This window comes from Nitrospiria bacterium, from assembly GCA_035517655.1.
GTDB lineage: Bacteria > Nitrospirota > Nitrospiria > JACQBZ01 > JACQBZ01 > JACQBZ01.
The window spans coordinates 1-18,588 of sequence record DATIYJ010000038.1 but is presented as its reverse complement, the minus strand read 5'-3'; the positions used below and the strand labels follow the sequence as shown (position 1 = coordinate 18,588).

Annotated in this window: 15 protein-coding genes; 3 read left to right on the top strand and 12 right to left on the bottom strand. The window is 54.5% G+C overall.

Annotation, left to right across the window (positions count from 1 at the left end; translation table 11 throughout):
- From VLY20_07635 to gmd, 8 genes are all read right to left on the bottom strand, one after another.
- The coding region (locus VLY20_07635) for a class I SAM-dependent methyltransferase (GenBank protein HUK56514.1) at positions 1 to 686 on the bottom strand (686 nt) is incomplete at its 3' end.
- A gap of 272 nt (positions 687 to 958) precedes the next feature.
- The gene (locus tag VLY20_07630; GenBank protein ID HUK56513.1) at positions 959 to 1,789 is read right to left on the bottom strand and encodes a methyltransferase domain-containing protein; all 831 of its coding nucleotides are present in this window, start codon (positions 1,787 to 1,789) and stop codon (positions 959 to 961) included.
- Between the two features lie 13 nt (positions 1,790 to 1,802).
- Positions 1,803 to 3,137: a Wzt carbohydrate-binding domain-containing protein gene (locus VLY20_07625; protein HUK56512.1), complete on the bottom strand. Its 1,335-nt coding sequence runs from the start codon at positions 3,135 to 3,137 to the stop codon at positions 1,803 to 1,805.
- A 28-nt stretch (positions 3,138 to 3,165) separates the two neighbouring features.
- Positions 3,166 to 4,527, bottom strand: coding sequence for an ABC transporter ATP-binding protein (locus VLY20_07620; protein ID HUK56511.1), 1,362 nt, complete (start codon positions 4,525 to 4,527; stop codon positions 3,166 to 3,168).
- Between the two features lies 1 nt (position 4,528).
- On the bottom strand, positions 4,529 to 5,284 hold the full coding sequence (locus VLY20_07615) for an ABC transporter permease (GenBank protein HUK56510.1): 756 nt from the start codon (positions 5,282 to 5,284) through the stop codon (positions 4,529 to 4,531).
- 107 nt (positions 5,285 to 5,391) lie between these two features.
- Positions 5,392 to 6,336: a GDP-L-fucose synthase gene (locus tag VLY20_07610; protein ID HUK56509.1), complete on the bottom strand. Its 945-nt coding sequence runs from the start codon at positions 6,334 to 6,336 to the stop codon at positions 5,392 to 5,394.
- 215 nt (positions 6,337 to 6,551) lie between these two features.
- The gene (locus VLY20_07605) at positions 6,552 to 7,547 is read right to left on the bottom strand and encodes a GDP-mannose 4,6-dehydratase (GenBank protein ID HUK56508.1); all 996 of its coding nucleotides are present in this window, start codon (positions 7,545 to 7,547) and stop codon (positions 6,552 to 6,554) included.
- Entirely contained in the window at positions 7,504 to 8,478 is a 975-nt protein-coding gene (gene gmd, locus VLY20_07600) for a GDP-mannose 4,6-dehydratase (protein HUK56507.1), read from the bottom strand. The genes VLY20_07605 and gmd overlap by 44 nt, the downstream gene beginning before the upstream one ends.
- A gap of 159 nt (positions 8,479 to 8,637) precedes the next feature.
- On the opposite strand from gmd, the gene VLY20_07595 reads away from it, so the two are divergent.
- Positions 8,638 to 9,576, top strand: a complete 939-nt coding sequence (locus tag VLY20_07595; protein ID HUK56506.1) for a DUF1207 domain-containing protein — start codon at positions 8,638 to 8,640, stop codon at positions 9,574 to 9,576.
- On the opposite strand, the gene VLY20_07590 is transcribed toward VLY20_07595, so the two are convergent.
- The 4 genes from VLY20_07590 to VLY20_07575 form a co-directional block, all read right to left on the bottom strand.
- Positions 9,552 to 10,811: a clostripain-related cysteine peptidase gene (locus tag VLY20_07590; GenBank protein ID HUK56505.1), complete on the bottom strand. Its 1,260-nt coding sequence runs from the start codon at positions 10,809 to 10,811 to the stop codon at positions 9,552 to 9,554. The genes VLY20_07595 and VLY20_07590 overlap by 25 nt on opposite strands.
- A gap of 97 nt (positions 10,812 to 10,908) precedes the next feature.
- The gene (locus tag VLY20_07585) at positions 10,909 to 13,005 is read right to left on the bottom strand and encodes a hypothetical protein (GenBank protein ID HUK56504.1); all 2,097 of its coding nucleotides are present in this window, start codon (positions 13,003 to 13,005) and stop codon (positions 10,909 to 10,911) included.
- Positions 13,006 to 13,397: 392 nt separating this feature from the next.
- Positions 13,398 to 14,834: a phosphomannomutase/phosphoglucomutase gene (locus VLY20_07580; protein HUK56503.1), complete on the bottom strand. Its 1,437-nt coding sequence runs from the start codon at positions 14,832 to 14,834 to the stop codon at positions 13,398 to 13,400.
- Positions 14,831 to 16,327: a mannose-1-phosphate guanylyltransferase/mannose-6-phosphate isomerase gene (locus tag VLY20_07575; protein HUK56502.1), complete on the bottom strand. Its 1,497-nt coding sequence runs from the start codon at positions 16,325 to 16,327 to the stop codon at positions 14,831 to 14,833. Before VLY20_07575 ends, VLY20_07580 begins: the two co-directional genes overlap by 4 nt.
- Before the next feature lie 358 nt (positions 16,328 to 16,685).
- Between VLY20_07575 and VLY20_07570 the strand changes: the two genes are divergently transcribed.
- Positions 16,686 to 17,276, top strand: a complete 591-nt coding sequence (locus tag VLY20_07570; protein ID HUK56501.1) for a hypothetical protein — start codon at positions 16,686 to 16,688, stop codon at positions 17,274 to 17,276.
- A 133-nt stretch (positions 17,277 to 17,409) separates the two neighbouring features.
- A partial coding sequence (locus VLY20_07565; GenBank protein ID HUK56500.1) for a hypothetical protein occupies positions 17,410 to 18,588 on the top strand: 1,179 nt, incomplete at its 3' end.

The window sequence follows — 18,588 nt, the reverse complement described above, 5'->3', positions numbered from 1 at the left end:
TTTAAACGTCGGGTGAGCTCATTGATTTGCTCCAGCCGCGCCTCCCGGTCGGCCTCGGATTCCTGCAAGCGTTTGGCCACTTGTCGGGAACTTTCATCCTTGTCAAGCAAGGCCTGAATAATCCGTCCACCGCGCGTACTGCTGAGTCCCCTATCAATCTCCTCTTTCGAATGCAACGCAGTCGGAATTTGGCTTACGATGACAAACATGTCATAGTGAGGGAAAAACGCCTGCTCGAAAAGAAGGCAGTCGCATCCCAAATCATGGAAAAATCGGCAAATGGATTGTTCACTGAAAAGATAAAGATGTTCCTCTTTCTGCAACATTTCCAAAAATCGATTCTTATCAGATACCATCTCGTCGTAAGACTTATTCCCCGGGAAGCGAGGCGTTTGGATGACAAGAATGCCGTCCGGTTTGAGCAGCTTCAGACAACATCGCATCGTGCCGGCCGGATCGGGCAGGTGCTCCAGGACATCCATCAAGGCGATAACGTCCAGCGAGCCGGGGTTAATCTTTTGATCCTCTACCGGTCCAAGCCGCATCGGCACACCAAAGGTCTTGCGGGCGAAGTCCACCACCCAAGGACTGATCTCAAGCCCGGTGGCGTTAAAACCGCATTGGCGAAGCAATGCGACAAAGCCGCCATGGCCGCTTCCCAACTCAAGAATCTCGGCGGGCGGCAATTTGTACTTGAGGACGGACCGCAGCCAATGAAGACAACGTTCGGAGAGGTCGGTGCGGGATCGAGCTATTATATTATCGAATCCAAGGTCTTTTTCCTGGTGGGAAAACCAGTAATTTCGTCCATAAAAATCCTTCTCGTCGTCAACGACCTTCCCAATATCCGATTTTGGAAAACAGGTGGAAACCAAGGTCCCGCAGGAAGCGCACTTCAAGTACTCCGGCGAGAAGCTGACCAGACTTTTGTTTCCACACCAGCACGGCTGCGATTCATTCATTTATTCTTCCGTACCGAGAACACCGCTCCGCTGCCCACGGACCAGTCCCGTTCCATTTGCAAAGTCCCATGAAATATTTCCCGGAATGCTTGAGGAAAATTCGATAAAGTCATCAAGTAGGGGTGCATCCAATCCCCTATTTCACCGTAGGACGTTTTGACATGCCACAAGTGATCCAAAAACAAAAATAAGCGGCTCGTCATTTCCGGAATGATGGGGATATGCTCCAATACCTCAAACCCCGCCTTTTCCAACTGCTCTGCCCAGACGGTTGGAGGAAACGGGTTCACCAGATGGTGATAAGCTTCATATTCAGCCTGCAGGGATCTCGCTCGCTCTGTCTGGCCGATCTGATTGACAAGCAAGGGCAGTGTAGCCCATTCGGTAAATTTATCCGTGACCACACTGAGTAGAAAGGTCCCGCCGGGAGAAAGGGAGCCGCAGATGCCCTCGAGCACCACCGGGAGATGATCCATATGTTCAAGAGAACAGTTTGCAAAAGCGGAAGCAAAACGTCCGGAATGAATAGCCAAGCGGTGGGCGGGAGCCACATGTACTTCACGGTATACTCCGGACTGCTTCGCCGCAAGGGCCACCTCCGGATTCATATCGACGCCGATCACATCCCTGATCTGAGGCCAAATCAGCCGGAAATATTTTCCATCCCCGCAACCCACATCCAAGACCGGTTCAGCAAGTCGGTAGCGCCGATAGGCCGCATATTCCCATGCCCGCCATAGGCTCATCGGCGGTATATAAGGATAGAGTTGACCGACCGCCTCATAGCCGCCAAGAACTTCGTCCGCCGATAGAATGACTTGTTTCATCAAAATCGACCCATTACCAGTTTAAGTCCTTTTCATATCCGGTTTCGACCAGCAGTCCGCCGTAACGAGCTTTAAAAGACCTGCTTAGGTTCCTTGTAAAATAATTCCTCCAGTCGCCGGCCACGCCCTTCCGCTCATGGGCCAAGATATCCTCATCTCCCTGGCGTCGCCCCCCCGTCATTTTTTCAAAACGGTTTTTTAAAACCGCATTTTTGAACCGGGCACGGGAAACCGGCAATCGGAATTCATCGAGCAACAAGGGTTCCAAAATCTCCAGATCATGGTCCAACAAATCCTCATAGCGGATCAAGCGATCCCCGGCTTCCAGCCATGAAACTTGAATATGCGCGCAACCGGGCAGCCACTCGTCCATGAGATAAATGAGTCCCTCTTCCAGGTCCATCGAGTGCAACTTCGAACGCCATAGGGCCAGCATTGGCTCGCTGATCGGATGGCTGAATTTCATGCTAAAATAAGCGGAAACGAGCGTATCTCGAAGATCCCGCATGATAACAAAACGCTTCCAATTCTGCGGCAGGCGAACGCTCTCGAACTGTTGCCGGGTGACATAGACGGTAGGATACACCATCCCCGGCCTTATCGGCCAACGAAGAAATTGGTGTTCTCCCACTTCCGGAGCCACGATGAGATGGGGAACACACTCCTGTAAAATTCTGTAAATCCATTGCGATCCCGCTTTCCAGTGCGTCACATGGAAAATCGTCGGGTCTGAAATTTTCGCATCCTTATGTAGAAGAGCGGGACGGGCATCGGACGCCGAGGATTCCACGACCGTAACACTGCAATTACCCGGAAGATTAGAAACCCCATAATGCAAAAGCCTGCCCATCGGCATCAACCTGACCTCGAATGATCCGACATTTCTACACCGAGCGTGTTCTTTAATCAAACGGTTAAATTCTTCATGAGACATAAGGCCATCGCAATATTTCACGAAAGAAGCCTGATCGATCGAAGCAAGACCGACGCCGAACAAATACACTCCGGGTCTCACTTCCATTTTGATGGTCTGGTGAAAGCGCAATCTTGTATTCGGATTAATCGTGTCCGGCATTTTAGTTCCATACTGGATCGTGTTCTTCCCGTGGATGACGTCGCCCCTCGAATCGCAAAATTCCAGGCCGCCGGACGGTTTATCGATCTTTCCCACGATCTCAAATTCGTAAAAGAAGTGTGCCGTCTGCCCCTGGTAGAATATTCTATTGGGATGTCCCTTATCATCACATACAGCCACTCCCGTACAATGCGCCGATCCATCGGTGAAGTGATTGCTGTCGTCAAGTTCCAGAAAGGCCTCAGGAGACGGCCAAAACAGTTCATTTATCATGGCGAGTAATCCACCGTCATGGGATGTTTCAAATGACCGACACTTGACACTGCCCCTGTAAGTTGGCTATGCCATGGTGTAAAAGTTGAACAGGGAAACCCTTGGACCGAGGCAACACGGCAAAGCGGGCCACGTCTGTAAGATGGCATAGTCTAAGAAGTTTCGTGCTCAAGTCCGTATAGGAATAGTACTCTTTTTGTTGAAAATCGTTTAAACTCAATGTGGCCAAACCCACTTCATACAGGGTATACTCACCGATGGCGATTTCCAGAGAAACATCTTGGCGGAACCGCAGCCGGCTCCCTTGTTTTATCCCGATCGGCACGTTGGAGCCATACTCAAGTGTGCTCTTTCCATGGACCAGCACGCCCTTATCATTTTGAATCACTAAACCGCCGATGGGAACTTCGATCTCGTGCAGAAGTTCAAATTCATAGAAGAAGCTCGCCCTTTCACCTTGTTCAAAGGAACGGCATGGCCGGCCGTCGGAATCACATATAGCGATTCCTGTGCAGCGCGCCCAACCGTTGCTGAGTTGGGACATCTTTGAAATGTCCAGGAAAACCTCCGTCGGCGGCCAAAAGCCCGTTTCCATGGAAGGGGGCAACAGAGGTGATGAAGGTTCGTTTTCAAATTGTATCGACGGCCGCGCCTGCTTTGCTATGCGACCCTCCTGCTCGATCAGATAGTAGCGTCTGACCGCTTCAGACGTTGGCCCATTAAATATGGCCCCGCCGTGATGCAACAACAGGGCACGCTGACAGAATTGTTCCACATCATTCATGGCATGCGAAACCAAAATGATCGAGCATCCCCTGTCTTGCAGATCGGCAAGCCGCTTATAGCATTTTTGCCGGAAAAAGATATCCCCAACCGCGAGGGCCTCGTCGACGATTAAGATGTCCGGATCAACATGGATGGCTGCCGAGAACGCCAGACGAACGAACATACCGGTGGAATAGGTTTTTACCGGCTGATCAATAAACTCGCCGATCTCGGCAAAGGCTTCAATTTCGGGAAAACGCCGTTCCATCTCTTCGCGATTAAACCCCATGAGCGCCCCGTTCATATAAACATTTTCCCGACCGGTGAATGCCGGATTGAAACCGGCGCCGAGCTCCAACAACGCGGCAATGCGGCCGTTGGCGCGAATGCTCCCGCTCGTCGGTTGAAGAACTCCACAGATGATCTGGAGGAGTGTACTTTTCCCGCTGCCGTTCTGGCCGATGACGCCGACCGTTTGGCCTTTTTCAACACTGAAGGAGACATCGTTCAAGGCATAGAAGTCATGGTGAAGCTTTTTCTTGCTCAGGATTTCTTTCAAGCGATCCTTTGGAGATGAATAGAGCTTATAGACTTTCGTCAGATTGTTGACTTCGATAACGTTCATATCATAAAACATCCGCAAAGGCGGGTTTCAGCTTTTTGAAAACCAGACCGCCCACCATGAAGGCTCCGATCCCCCATATGAAAAGGATGACTAATCCGGAGAAATCGGGCTCTGTTCGTCCCAAAAGGGCCATTCGGTAGCCTTCCACCGGGTAAAGCATCGGATTAAGCGCCAGCCAGGGTCGAAATGCCTCCGGTATCAGGCTCGCCGGATAGATGATCGGTGTAAAGAAAAACCAAAGATTAAGGAGAACACCCAAAATCTGGCCGATGTCTCTCAGAAAAACATTCAGTGCGGATAAAATCCAGGCCAGCCCAAGGGCAAACAGGATGATCCCGGCCAGATAAAGGGGAAGCCATGCTAATTTCAACGACAAACCCTGTCCCGATAGAAGCAGAAATCCAAGCAGCATCACAAACAGGATGAGATGGTTGACCAACGCGGCTGAAACATGGGCGAACGGCAGGATCTCGGATGGAAAAACCGTTTTTCTAATCAAGTTGGCCTGTTCCAACACCGCATTCGGAGACCGACTTACCACTTCGCTGAAAATAATCCAAGGCAACATGCCTGACATCAGCCAGAGGGCATAATTGGTATCCGCATACTCGGCGCCGAGTTTGGCCTTAAGGACAACGGAAAAAACGAAGTAAAAAATGATAAGCTGGGTGAGCGGATGCACGAGAGCCCAGAAGACGCCCAAAAAGGAACCCATGTAACGTGTGCGGATATCGCGAACCACAAGACTTCGGATCATATACCGGTTTTGAACTATTTTTCGTAGAAAATTAAAGAGCGATCTTCCTAGTTGCATATCACCCATATTACATTAGAGTCGTCGTATTGAAGCATGCATCGCATCGTTCATTTCAAGCTGACTTCTTCCCGATACCATTCAATCGTTTTTCTCAACCCATCTTCAAAGGATGTCTTCGCTTTGAAACCGAACTCTTTAAAAGCTCTTGCGGTATCAAGACATCTTCTTGGTTGGCCGTCAGGTTTGGAAGTATCCCAAACGATCTTTCCGGAAAACCCGGTGAGCTTGACGATGAGATCTACCAGGTCATGAATGGAAATCTCAAATCCAGCTCCCAGATTGACCGGTTCGCTCTTGTCGTAATATTCGGCGGCCAGCAGAATCCCCTCGGCGGCGTCCTCCACATAGAGAAATTCCCGCGTCGGGGTACCGGTGCCCCAGACCGTAATGGACGGCTCAGCCTCAGTCTTTGCTTTAAGGCACTTTTTAATCAGCGCAGGAATGACATGGGAAGTTTCCAGGTCAAAGTTGTCCCTTGGACCATACAGGTTCACGGGGAAAAGCACAACCGAGTTGAAACCGTATTGTTGTCGGTAGGCCTGCGATTGCACGAGTAACGTTTTCTTGGCAAGACCGTAAGGCGCGTTGGTCTCTTCCGGATAACCATTCCAGAGGTTTTCTTCCTTGAAAGGCACGGGTGTAAATTTGGGATAGGCACAAATTGTTGCCGTGGCGATGAACTTCTTCAGACCGACCTGTCTGCCGATTTCCATCAGCTGAGCCCCCATCATAAGGTTGTCGTAGAAGAATTTACCGGGGTTGGCCTGGTTCGCCCCGATCCCTCCGACACGGGCCGCCAGATGAATGACCATGTCCGGTTGGGAGTCCTTATACAGACGTTTCACCATCTCCATCTCGACCAGGTTGTAGTCTTTACTTCGGGGAACAACGATTTCCCTACAACCCCTTTGTCGGAGTTTTTCCACAACAAAGGAGCCGAGGAAACCGGCGCCGCCGGTTACAACCACCTTTTTATTTTGCCAAAAGCCCATAGATTTTCACCTGCGATGGCGTTTTAGCAAGCCATCGCTCCTCCTTTTATGGAAGCGCACCGACCATGTAGTTGGAATGATAAGTTTACAGAAAATGATGCGTTGTGTCTTCAATCAATTCCGTTTCAATCGAACGACACACCAAACTTAGTCTTCAGTGTAGAAAAAATTTAGTAATGTGAGTTTCTGAAAACCCGGTTTATGCAGCACGTTATTTAGGGGGTCTTTCTCCAATATTCCAGTAGATCCCGCAATGTTCGCTCGATAGGAATCATCGGCTTCCATCCCAATTGCTTCTGCAGTTTTGAAGGATCGCAAAGCATGACCTGGAGATCATTCGGACGGACACGGACTTGTTCGTGCCGAATCTCGATTTTCTTAACCGCGCTTTGACCGATCAACAGGGTCACAAGGTCCGCAATCTTCCACGCCCTGCCGCTGCCGACGTTGTATACTTCGCCGCGATGCGCTTTTTCCACCACCGTGCGATAGGCCTTCACGACGTCGCGCACGTCGGTGAAGTCCCGGCGGGCTTCGAGGTTCCCGACCTCGAGCACCGGTTTGCGAAGGCCCTTCTCGATCTCGACGATCTGCTTCGCGAAACTCGAGCAGACGAATTGCTCCGACTGACGGGGACCGATATGATTGAACGGCCGGACGCGAACGACGTCCATTTGATACGAGGCCGCGTACTGGGACGCCAGCAGATCGGCGCAGGCCTTTGTCACGCCGTAGGGGCTCGTCGGATTGAGGGGAAAATCCTCGTTCACGGGCAGACGCTCTTCGGGCACCGGGCCGTACACCTCGCCCGAACCGACGATCAGAATCCTGGGACTCAAACGGCCGGATCGGACGGTCTCGAGCAGATTCAACGTTCCGAGCACATTGACTTCATAGACGAGTCTTGGATCGGCATCCGCGTCGGGAACAAAAGCCGAACCGGCGAGGTGGTAAATGTAGTCCGGCTTCACCTCGGCCAGGACATCCTTGACGACCTTTCCGTCCCGGATATCCCCGTACGCAATCGAGACCCGGGATTTGATCGTGGAGAGATGCGCCAGGTCACGGTTGACCGACAGGCCGAAGACGGAGTATCCTTCCGACAACAGCAGTTCGGCGAGGTGGCTGCCGACGAATCCATTGATGCCTGTGACGAAGGCCTTCGGTTTATCTTCGTGCGATCTGTTGTTTGACTTTTTCAAGATCGGCATCCACCATCATCCGGATCAATTCCTCGAACGAGACCTTCGGCTTCCATCCCAGATGGGTCCGCGCCTTGGTCGAATCGCCCAGCAGATGGTCCACCTCCGCGGGTCGCAAGAGGGCTTTGTCGACCACCACATGGTCCTTGTAGTTCAGACCTACGTGCGAAAAAGCCAGGTCGGCCAGATCTCTCACCGAATGCTTGATCCCCGTGGCGATGACGTAATCATCCGGCTTTTCCTGCTGCAGCATTCGCCAGATCGCCTCGACATAGTCGCCCGCGTAACCCCAGTCGCGTTCGGCGTCCAGATTGCCGAGAGGCAATTCCTTGTCCAATCCCAGTTTGATCCGCGCCGCGCCGTGCGTGATCTTCCGGGAGATGAACTCCAGCCCCCGCCGCGGCGATTCATGATTAAAGAGTATCCCGCTGCAGGCGAAAAGATCATAGCTCTCCCGGTAATTGATCGTCAGATAATGGCCGAAGACCTTCGAGACGCCGTAGGGGCTCCGGGGATAAAACGGGGTCTTCTCCGTCTGGGGAACCTCACGGACCTTCCCGAACATCTCGCTGCTCGAGGCCTGGTAGAATTTAATTCCGCGATCGACCAGCCGGACCGCCTCCAGGACGCGACAGACGCCGAGCGCCGTGAATTCGGCCGTGAGCAGCGGTTGTTCCCAGGAGGTCGGAACAAAGGATTGGGCCGCGAGATTGTAGATCTCCTCCGGCCGAGTCGCCCGGATCAGATTAATAATGGAAAGTTGATCGAGAAGATCCGCCTGCCGAAGCTCGATCCGGTCGCGGAGATGTTCGATGCGCTCGAAATTCTCCGTGCTCGAACGACGGACCATGCCGTAGACGCGATAGCCCTTGGAGAGGAGCATCTCCGCCAAATAGGAACCGTCCTGACCTGTAATGCCGGTGATGAGCGCTTTCTTCATAGCCCCGGTTCTGAAGAACCCTGTTCTCAAATTTCCGGATTCTTCAAAATAAATATTATGTTCTTATATCAGGTTTCACGGAAGATTTCAATAACTTTGAAACAGCGAATCTTCTTGGACTGGAAAATCCGTTATGCTACGATACCCGTCCGACAACCGATGCATCTCAAACGACTCCTTCTCTTTCTTGTTCTGCCGGCCCTCCTCGCATGGCCCTGCCGCGTCATCGCGGCGGAAGCGCGGTCCGCCGATTTGACGCTCCTCCCCTCCGGCCCGCTCTTCGCGCCTCCCCTGGCCGATCCCATGACGCCCGTTCTTTCCCTTAAATACATGGCCACGACGAATCACGAGACGCACATCGGGAAGGTTTCGGCGGGAACCACCTTCGGCCTGCTTCGGCTCGATGCCGGACCGACGGCTCTCCAGCTGAACATCGCGGGGGGCATTTTCTCCCGCTTCGACCTGTATGATTTGTTCGGCGGCGAGACGACGGACTTTCTGATCGGATTTCCGATCGACCTGATCCCGCGCTCCGGCACAAACGGCTGGGCTTTTCAACTCACTCCCTATCATACCAGCAGCCACCTCCTGGATGAAACGATCTTCAAGAATGCGGATTCCACCCCTCCCATAGAACCGGCCGAGTATTCGCGGGACGTGATCAGGTTGTTGATCGCGTACCGTTTTAGCCCGCTCGATCGCCTTTATGCCGGGGCGGCTTTTGCTTTCGATGGCATCGACTGGCGCTACTTGCACAATTATCAAGCGGGGTCCGAATTTTTCTCTCCGGCCAGAACGTTTTTCCATCGCGAATTTCGTCTCTATCTGGCGGATGACCTTCAGGTAAAGGAGGAGACGAATTGGAGCCTCAATCTCAATCTCCAGGCCGGGGTGTCGATCAAACGACCGGATGAATCGCATGGTCTGAGAATCGCCGTCGAGTATTTCGACGGCAACGCCGTGGAAGGCCAGTTCTTCGAACAGAAAGAGCAGAACATCGGCCTCGCGGCGTTTTTTGATTTATATTCCGGGCGGCACGCCGTGTTCTCCGGATGGAAAGAGCTTATATCATCTCATAACAGTCCCGCGGCCGAATAGTAGACGGACAGGAATTCGTTCCAATTCGTATCGTTGATAAGATCCAAGTCTTCGGCTCCTCCGACGTAATCCGCATCGAAGGTACCAACGTTTTGGGCTTCCGGAAGCTTGAAAAACACGATGGACAGCCCCGTGGCCCCGGGCCGCGCGCGGCCATGGTATTCGGAGATCACAACGCTATCCTTCGCGGCCTGCAGGTTCGTCAGGGCCGTCCGTATGGATGGATCCAGCCCCGGCTGCGATAAAAGTTTATCCACCCAGTCCAGAAAATCGGCATAAACGTCGGGAGCCGTTTGAAGGACCATGCCCTGAGCCGCATCCCGTGCCGAACCGACCGCCGCAACGGTCGCATCCCGTGTTGAACCGTGGTTGATCGCAGCCTTTAACTGCAATGCCAGATTATTAATCTTGACCACGAACGATTCAAAAGCGGAGCCCAATCGGATGGCCGAAACGGTGAGATGCTGCTCAAAATCAGGGTTGGCGGGATAGAATATGTTTTCATAAAAGTTCCGATAGGCTTCAACAATCAGTTGGGCCAGATCTTCCGACGTCATCCCCGGATGCCGCTCTAAACCGCTCAGAATCGCCGTGTAGTCCCAACCGTTCTCCTGTCCCGTCTCTTGAGAGAATACGAGAATGTCGGCCGCATTTCTGAACTCGTAGGCCGTCTCGATCTCGCCCATCTCGCTTGCGTCAAACCCGAGCAGATCGAAATGCATCCCCGCCGCCAGGATCGCATCGCGAACGATGCGGTTGGACAGACAGCAGGGCGTCCCGTTTGTGTCGTCTTGAAGTATGCCCTTGGCATGCCGAGTTGATTCACGAGAGGCTTTAACACCCGAATCCAGATATCCGCTGCCGTGGTCCCAGAGTATCAACGCTCGGTGTTGCGCCGGATAATTGTTGCCGGCCCACGTCAGAAAATCCGTCAACGTCCGAGGGTTGGCCATGTTGAGTTCACCCAGGTCCTCGATGACGGTCACTTTTCCTTTTTGAACGGTCAATCTTTTGGTGGTGCCGTCGATCGTGTCCAGTTGAACGACGACCTGAACCGGCGAATCGGAACCGACCGCTTCCATCTCGATCAGGTCCTGGTTCGCAGCCGCGGACAGATTATTGTCTCCGTCCATATAAACCAGAATGGTCCAGAGGGGATCGAGGTCGCCCGACTGGCAGGAAGGCAGGAACAGCAAAAGACAAAGGACAAGCGTCCTTTGGAATAAACCGCGCATCAACAAACAACCTTAATAATAGGTATAGAAAAAAGCAGGGGGGATTTCTCCCCCCTGCTTTCGTGTTTCCTTCAGACGCCTTACAAAGCGCAAGAAGTTAATTCACCGCACCTGTCGACATATGATACACGTCGCCGGCCGACCGGATGGTGTTCAGGTTCACGTCCTTCACACCCGATACCGTGAGCGTATCGCCGGCATTGTCCTGCAAGCCCGCAACGGTTTGTGTCTGCGTCGCGAATGTCAGAACCACATAATACTCCCCAGCTGTGGGAGCCAGACAGCGGGTAACCGGAACGCCCCCACCCGTGCACAGATAAGCGTTCGTGACGGTCGGCGCAGTTCCGGTGTCATCCGCAAACGTGTAGTTGGTCGTCGTCTCGGCCGAAGCCTCGTCGAGCGCTTCGTCAAACCGGACACGAACCGTATCCGCGTTTCCATCCGCGTCATCATCAAAAGCGGCGAACGTGCCGGCTTGCAACTCCGGTCCCAGCACATCCGCAGCCGTTTGCGTGTTGCTTGCCGGTCCTTCGACACCGTCTGAATTAACACCGGTGACATAGCAGGGATACTGGATCCCGACCTGTGAACTCTTCGACGAATCCACATCATGATCCAAGAAACCGGAGAAGTCCACGGTGTCTTCCGAGTCGGTCAGACCGCTGTCGACCAAATGCACTGAACCGGCTTCGACAGTCCCGGCCGAGATTATCTCATCGTTGCTGCAGTAGAGGTTATAGGTTTTCGCACCCGACACCACCGGCCAATCAAAAATACCGGTCGTGGCGCCGGCCTCATCAAGGCCTGCGGCGTTAACGAGGGTGAGAACCGGTGTTCCCGGCGTCGGCCCGCCATTGGTGGAGAAGTAGACATCGCAAACACCGCTGCTGCCTCCGTTCCATGGGCTCGGCACGGATCCGGCATCCGGGCAGGTCCCGATTGCGGCCGGCCGACCGGTCGTGTCTTTCAAACCGTCCACATCCAGGTAGACCTCATAGAGCGATGAAGCGGCGGTTGCAAATGTAACGGTCAATTGATCGCCCGCCGCGTTCCAGGCCGCCGTACTAGGAACGAAGTCCTTATTTCCATCCCAATCGACCTCGAGGTTGCCCGTGAAGACCAGACCCACCTGGTTGCTCGGATCCGTGCTGGCCTGGGGTTGGGTCGTGTCGACCGGCGAATTGAACGTAAACGTCACCGTTTCGGTTGCGCTCGGCGCCAGATCGGAACCCGGTTCGAAACCGACCGAAGTAATCGTCGGCCCATCTGGGTTGACCGGGCAGACGTGAATGGCGTTGCTTGCCTCGAGGAACGATGTATCAGTCGCACCATCTGTAGGTGATGTCACGGACTTATCCGCCTCAAAGACCGTATTGGTCGCGCTGTCCATTACCTGGATCTCGAAATCTGTGTTCGCTTCGACATTGGTGAATGTAAATTGGCCGGCGGGATTAGTCGTGCCATCACCGGTCGTGACGGTCGCCACAATATGACCCTCATTACCCGTGCTGCTGTTTTCGCTGCCCTTGCTGAGAAGGTTTACAACATAACCGGGTTTAAGAGTATAGAAATCTGAGCTGCTGTCATCCTCACAACCCCCGAACACAGTCCCGCTGATGTTCGCATCCAGTTTACCGATAGACATATCCTGGTTGGCGACAAGGTTATTCACCGGCGTGTCGTGGTTGGTATTGTTGGTTCCGCAATTCTGCAAGGAACCGTTATTTACATTGTCAGCGCCGTCCGGGCAAGGAGAAGAGTCATTCAGTGAGGTGAAACTTACCTCGACGTTACTATAGCTAAAATCCGGATATCGAGGCGTGGTGCTCGAAGAGGTCATCTTAACCGGCGAGGTGACCGAGCGAAGATCGATCGTGATATCATATTCCCCAAACACAGTGTTATTTAAAGCGTCGGACGTGGCCGGAACATTGGCGATAACGTACTGACCCTGGGCATTCGTTACGTCCGTTCCCACACCAATCGAGACGAGCGCATTCACGATTGGTTCCTGAGTAACGGCATCTGTCACGATCCCTTGAATCGTTCCCGTGGGCTTGAAGGCCGCCGCCGACGGAGTTGAAACCGACGTGCTGGTATCATGGCTTCCCTTCGAACATCCCGCCACTACAAGAACCGTTAAAAGCAGGCCAACGATTATGCCTGAACCCCACTTCTGCTTCATTACCTCCATGTTCTCCTCCTTTGTGATTACTGCTTGTGTGAACGTTCGTTCATATAACCAGATCTCTTACCTAGTAATACAGCCACAAAAAGTGATTATAGCATAAAATTTAAAAACTCACTTCGCATGTAACCCGATCGCATTCCTCCCTTCGACAAGGAAGCGGATGGATTCTCCGGAATATCGTGAGATGAAAATTTCACGAGGCATTAGGGACCATCACGCAAAACGGCCGCCGTCGCGGCTCTCACACACTTCGATGACAACGGTTCGATCACAATTCTTTATGATCAACTTCGTGCTGTCCTCGGAAAACTGTCAACGCTTTGAAACGTGATGAGAAAGGCTCTTCAAAACCACGCGGATCATAACCGAAAAAAAAGACCCTGTCAAGGAAAAAGTTACGAATCGATCCGGGCGAGTTCGCCTTCCACAAAACGGCGGATCTTGTCCATCCGGCCGGGGGTCTCGGCTTCAAACCTCAAGACCAGGGCCGGCTGCGTGTTCGACGCCCGCACCAGGCCCCATCCGTCGTCGAAAACGATCCGAACGCCGTCGAGGGTGATCAAATCCCGAATGGGGATGGAATCCGGAGTCGGACGGGAGCGCAGCGCCTCGAACCGCTCCTTCAATTTCTCCACGACGACAAACTTCCGGTCGTCGGAACAGTCCCGGCGGATCTCGGGCGTGGAGCTGGTCTTGGGAAGGTCCGCCAGCAATCCGGACACCGGTTGCCGGCTTTCGGCGAGGATTTCGACCAAACGGCAGCCGGCATAGATCGCGTCGTCGTATCCGAAATACCGGTCCGCAAAAAAGATATGACCGCTCATTTCCCCCGCCAGCGACGCGCCGGTCTCTTTCATCTTGGACTTGATGAGCGAATGACCGGCCCGCCACATGAGCGCCCGTCCGCCGCGGCCCCGGATGTCGTCGTAGAGAACCTGGGAGGCCTTGACCTCCGAGAGGATCAACGCGCCGGGAAGGCGGCGCAGAATGTCGCGGGCGAAAATCACCAGCAATTGGTCCCCCCACAGAATTTCCCCCCGCTCGTCCACCACGCCGATCCGATCGGCGTCCCCGTCGTAGGCGACGCCCAGATCCGCCCCCTTCGATCGGACGGATTCAATCAGGTCTTTAAGATTATCCGCCACGGTGGGATCCGGATGATGATTCGGAAAACGGCTGTCCAGCTCGCTATACAACTCGATCACTTCGCATCCCATGTTCTTCAGCGCCTGGGGCCCGGCCAGCGCGCCCATCGCGTTGCCGCTGTCCACGACCACCTTGATTCCCCGCGCGTCGACGGAACGAAACGCGTCTTTCAGATAATCAAGATACGACGGAATGATTTCCTGAGAATCAACGGAGGGAGCGGCGCCCGCCTGCCCCCCGCCTGCCGGACGGGCGGGGACAGGCAGGCCGGACTCAAAATCCCGCGCCTCGATCATCCGCCGGAGTTTTTGAAGATCCTCGCCGTACAGGGTTTCTTTTCCGACGCACAACTTGAAACCGTTGTACTCGGCCGGGTTGTGGCTGGCGGTGATCATCACCCCGCCGTCGACGGGAAGATTAAACAGGGCAAAATAGAGCAAGGGCGTGGGACAGACGCCGACATCCGTCACGCCGATGCCCGTCGAGGTGATCCCTTGGATCAGGCGTTGACACAGCAACGGCGAACTTTCCCGCCCGTCCCGCCCGACCGCGATCCGACGGGCGTTTTTCCTCCGGAGGGTCGTGCCGAACGCTCTTCCGAGCTGCTCCGCCAGATCCGGAGTCAGGTCCTGACCGACGATGCCCCGGATATCGTACTCGCGAAAGATCCTTTCTGAATAAATCATGCCGGGCTACCCCTGCGGCCGTAATCGTCCTGAAACCGCACGATATCGTCTTCGCCTAGGTAATCGCCGTTCTGGACCTCGATGATCTGAAGCGGCTCCGCGCCGGGGTTCTCCAAACGGTGCTTGGTATCCATCGGGATATAGGTGCCCTCGTTCACCCCGAGATCATAGACCCGTTCACCGCAGGTCACGCGCGCGGCCCCCGAAACGACGACCCAGTGCTCGCTCCGGCGATGATGCAACTGGAGGGACAGGCGGGCTTTTGGATTGACGAGGATCCGTTTGATCTTGTACCGATCCCCGTTTTCAAGAACGGTATAACTTCCCCACGGCCTCCAGACGGTCCGGTGCACCCGGTGTTCCTCGGCGTTTCGTTGCTGCAGGGTCGCGACCACCGTCCGGACATCCTGCGCGCGACTTTTACGGCAGACCAGCGTGGCATCCTCCGTATCGACCACGATCACGTCTTCGAGGCCGATCGTCGCCACAAGGCGCTTGTCCGCGTAGAGGATGGAGTTCCGGCTGTCCAGATCGATGACGTTCCCGACGGTCACGTTCCCCATGGAATCCGGCCGGCTGATCTGTTCAAGGGCCGTCCAACTGCCCACATCGCTCCAGCCCATGTCCACCGGGAGAACCGCCAGTTTCTTATGAAGCCCTGCCCGACCGGCAGGCCCGCCGCCGCGGGCAGGCAGGCGCTCCAGAATGCCGTAATCGATCGAGACGGCCTCCAGTCGGTCATACACGTCCTCGATCGTTTTTTCCTCCTCCGAGGTTCCCATTGCCGCCTGAATCACGGCCAGTCCCCGGTACAACCGGGGCTGCAGTTGTCGAATCGCATCCAGAATGACGGAGGCCTTCCAGACAAAAATGCCGCTGTTCCAATAAAACCGGCCGTCCGAGACGTAGCGCCGGGCGGTCGCCCGATCCGGTTTTTCCGTAAACCGGCCGACCTCATATGCGATCGCACCCCGCTTCGACAAACGGCTCCGAAGCGGCCGGCCCCGACGGATATATCCATAACCGGTTTCGGGCTCGGCCGCCTTGATGCCGAAGGTCACAAGCCATCCATCCACGGCCAGACGGCCCGCCGCGCGCACCGCGCGCGCGAAGGCCGAGTTTTTGAGAATCACATGATCGGACGGCATGACGACCATCACGGCTTCCGGATCCTTCCGGTTCAAGACCGCGGCCGCGAGACCGATCGCGGCCGCGGTGTTCCGGGCCTTCGGCTCGGTGAGGATATGATCGGGCGGCAACGAGACGACCGCGGCCGCCTGCATCCGGACCGGGTCGGCCTGCCGCCGGTGCGTCACCACATGGATGTTTTCCGGGGGCGCCGCGCTCATCGCGCAGCGCAGGGTTCGTTGCAGCATGGTCTCCTCCCCGATCAGTTTCAGGAGCTGCTTGGGATAGAGTTCGCGGCTGAGCGGCCAGAACCGGCTTCCGCTCCCGCCGGCCAGAATGACGGGATAGAGCTTGGACGGATTCATTTCTTCCTCTTCACCAACATGTTCGGGAGAAGCATAACAAAAACACTTTTCAATATCAAGGAAGGACCGGGGCCTATGTTATAATGAGCAATGGGTCGCGCTGTTAGGCACCGGCTCGCAACGCAACCCCGGCTTGAACTTGGGTATCCGGCTTGGAGTGTTTCAAGGGTGCGACATTCTTCTTGACATCCAATCTGTTTTAAAGTATCAAGAGACTGTCTTGGGTTGCCTCGGCCATGGAATCACGACGAATCAAAAAAATATGACCTTCACAAATCATTCGCTCCGTCAAGGGAATCTTTTGCGAGTATCAGGACGGTCACGGCGGGCGGGCGTCTTTCTATTCTGTACGATCCTTTTGAGCGCCTTCCGGATCAGCTCGGCGGAGACCGGGGTATTGTACAACGGACAGGACGGCACCCTCGCCCTGACGGTCAAAGACGCCTCTCTGAAAGAAACGCTGAAACAGATCGGCGATGCCGCCGGGATCCGCATGTATATAAGCCCGGTTCCGGACCAGAGACTGACTCTTTCGTTCGGTCCCCTGCCTCTTGAAGAAGCCATTAATAGAGTGATCCATCCCTACAACCACGCGGTCATCTATGAACAAGAGAGGGACTCGGCCGGAAAAACCGTCACCCGGCCGGTCGGCGTAAAGATCTTTCAAAAAAGTCCGGCCGAAAGCACGCTCTTGCTCACCGAGAAAGCATCTTCGAAGCTCAACGACCGGGAGATCGAAGAGAAAATGCAAAAAATGAAAAAAGAGGGGGACGAACAGCCGGACCCGGATCCGAAAGCGGTTCAACCACAGACGGCGGATGATTACCTGGCCCGAAAAGAAGAATATAAAAACCGGATGAAGGCCCGGAGCGAGCAGATCCAAAGCGATGAGAACCAAGACGGACCCGCGACGGCCCGCCCGCCCAAACCGGGTGTCGAGTCGCCTTAAAATCCCATTTTGGATTTCCTAAAAAATGCTTGACACAACTATCCAAAACCATTATAGTTCAGCAGGTTCTTTTCCACGCCGAGCCAATCAATCGCACAGCGCAGACCATTTTATTAACTCAGAGGGGTGTGAAATGGGCATAAACCGAAAGTGGATCAAGTTTCAAGCTCCGCTGGCATTTCTGTCAGGACTGATGGTGTTCATGATGCTCGGAGTCACGCAATCGGTCCAGGCGTTGCCGCCTTCCTTGGATCCTCCCGTGGTATCATCGCCTCCGGCTATCTGGGAAGCCTCCCTCGGCAGCACGATTCTTTCCGGCGGGCATCTGGACAACGACGACAATAACACGGCCGACATCACTTTCGGAACCTTTTCCTTCCCTTTCGGCGGGACGACTTACACGGGCTCGGATATACTGTCCATTTCCTCGAACGGATTTGTCAGCCTGGGAGGGGACAACGGCGCCGACTGCTGCAATGGAAGCCCTACCCTGTTGGTCAACGATGCCTTCGCCCGAATTGCGCCGTTCTGGACGGACCTGGATCCGTCACACGGGGGAGATGTTTTTATCAATACCTTTAGCGATGGCGGCGGCCCGGTTGATCGCATTGTGATTACCTGGGCGGTGGGGCTTCATGCCTGCAGCGGTCCCGCATGCCATGTCTTGGTCCAGTTGCAACTTTTAAGCGACGGGACGATCATCATGGGGTACAACGGGATCGTCCTCACCTCATCCGTTAATACCGATGTCTTGATCGGGGTGAGTCCCGGAGGCGGCGTCGCCGACCCGGGCAGCACCGACCTGAGCGCCAGCATTCCCTTTGGCAGCGGTTCACAGTCCACCGTCTATGAACGGTTTATAAACGCCAATCCTCCCCCGGTGGATGTGGATAGTACCAATATCATCTTTATACCCAACGGATCGGGAGGCTTCTCGGTTTCCAACACGATGACTCACCCGCCGGCATCGACACAGCCTCCCACTTGGGAGTCCGCGATCGGCCACACGATTTCCACGGTGGGTTTGGACAGCGCGGATGACCAAACGGTCGACCTCATCTTCAACTCCTTTTCGTTTCCCTTCGCTGGGACTACCTATACCGGCGGAAGCACACTATCCATTTCCTCAAACGGCGTTGTCAGCCTGGGGGGAGATAACGGTGCCAGCTATGTCGCAAATCCCGCCAGTTTTGTCAATAATCCCTATGCTCAAATTGCGCCCTTCTGGACGGACCTGTATCTGTACCACGGGGGAGACGTTTTTGTCAACGCCTTCGATGACAATGGCGACACGATCACGGATCGCATCGTG

What these genes read in the sequence shown, in the direction of transcription:
- VLY20_07630 (HUK56513.1), bottom strand. Translation starts at nt 1,789, where the DNA reads ATGAAACAAGTCATTCTATCGGCGGACGAAGTTCTTGGCGGCTATGAG.
- VLY20_07625 (HUK56512.1), bottom strand. Translation starts at nt 3,137, where the DNA reads ATGATAAATGAACTGTTTTGGCCGTCTCCTGAGGCCTTTCTGGAACTT.
- VLY20_07620 (HUK56511.1), bottom strand. Translation starts at nt 4,527, where the DNA reads ATGAACGTTATCGAAGTCAACAATCTGACGAAAGTCTATAAGCTCTAT.
- VLY20_07615 (HUK56510.1), bottom strand. Translation starts at nt 5,284, where the DNA reads ATGATCCGAAGTCTTGTGGTTCGCGATATCCGCACACGTTACATGGGT.
- VLY20_07610 (HUK56509.1), bottom strand. Translation starts at nt 6,336, where the DNA reads ATGGGCTTTTGGCAAAATAAAAAGGTGGTTGTAACCGGCGGCGCCGGT.
- VLY20_07605 (HUK56508.1), bottom strand. Translation starts at nt 7,547, where the DNA reads ATGCCGATCTTGAAAAAGTCAAACAACAGATCGCACGAAGATAAACCG.
- gmd (HUK56507.1), bottom strand. Translation starts at nt 8,478, where the DNA reads ATGAAGAAAGCGCTCATCACCGGCATTACAGGTCAGGACGGTTCCTAT.
- VLY20_07595 (HUK56506.1), top strand. Translation starts at nt 8,638, where the DNA reads ATGCATCTCAAACGACTCCTTCTCTTTCTTGTTCTGCCGGCCCTCCTC.
- VLY20_07590 (HUK56505.1), bottom strand. Translation starts at nt 10,811, where the DNA reads ATGCGCGGTTTATTCCAAAGGACGCTTGTCCTTTGTCTTTTGCTGTTC.
- VLY20_07585 (HUK56504.1), bottom strand. Translation starts at nt 13,005, where the DNA reads ATGGAGGTAATGAAGCAGAAGTGGGGTTCAGGCATAATCGTTGGCCTG.
- VLY20_07580 (HUK56503.1), bottom strand. Translation starts at nt 14,834, where the DNA reads ATGATTTATTCAGAAAGGATCTTTCGCGAGTACGATATCCGGGGCATC.
- VLY20_07575 (HUK56502.1), bottom strand. Translation starts at nt 16,327, where the DNA reads ATGAATCCGTCCAAGCTCTATCCCGTCATTCTGGCCGGCGGGAGCGGA.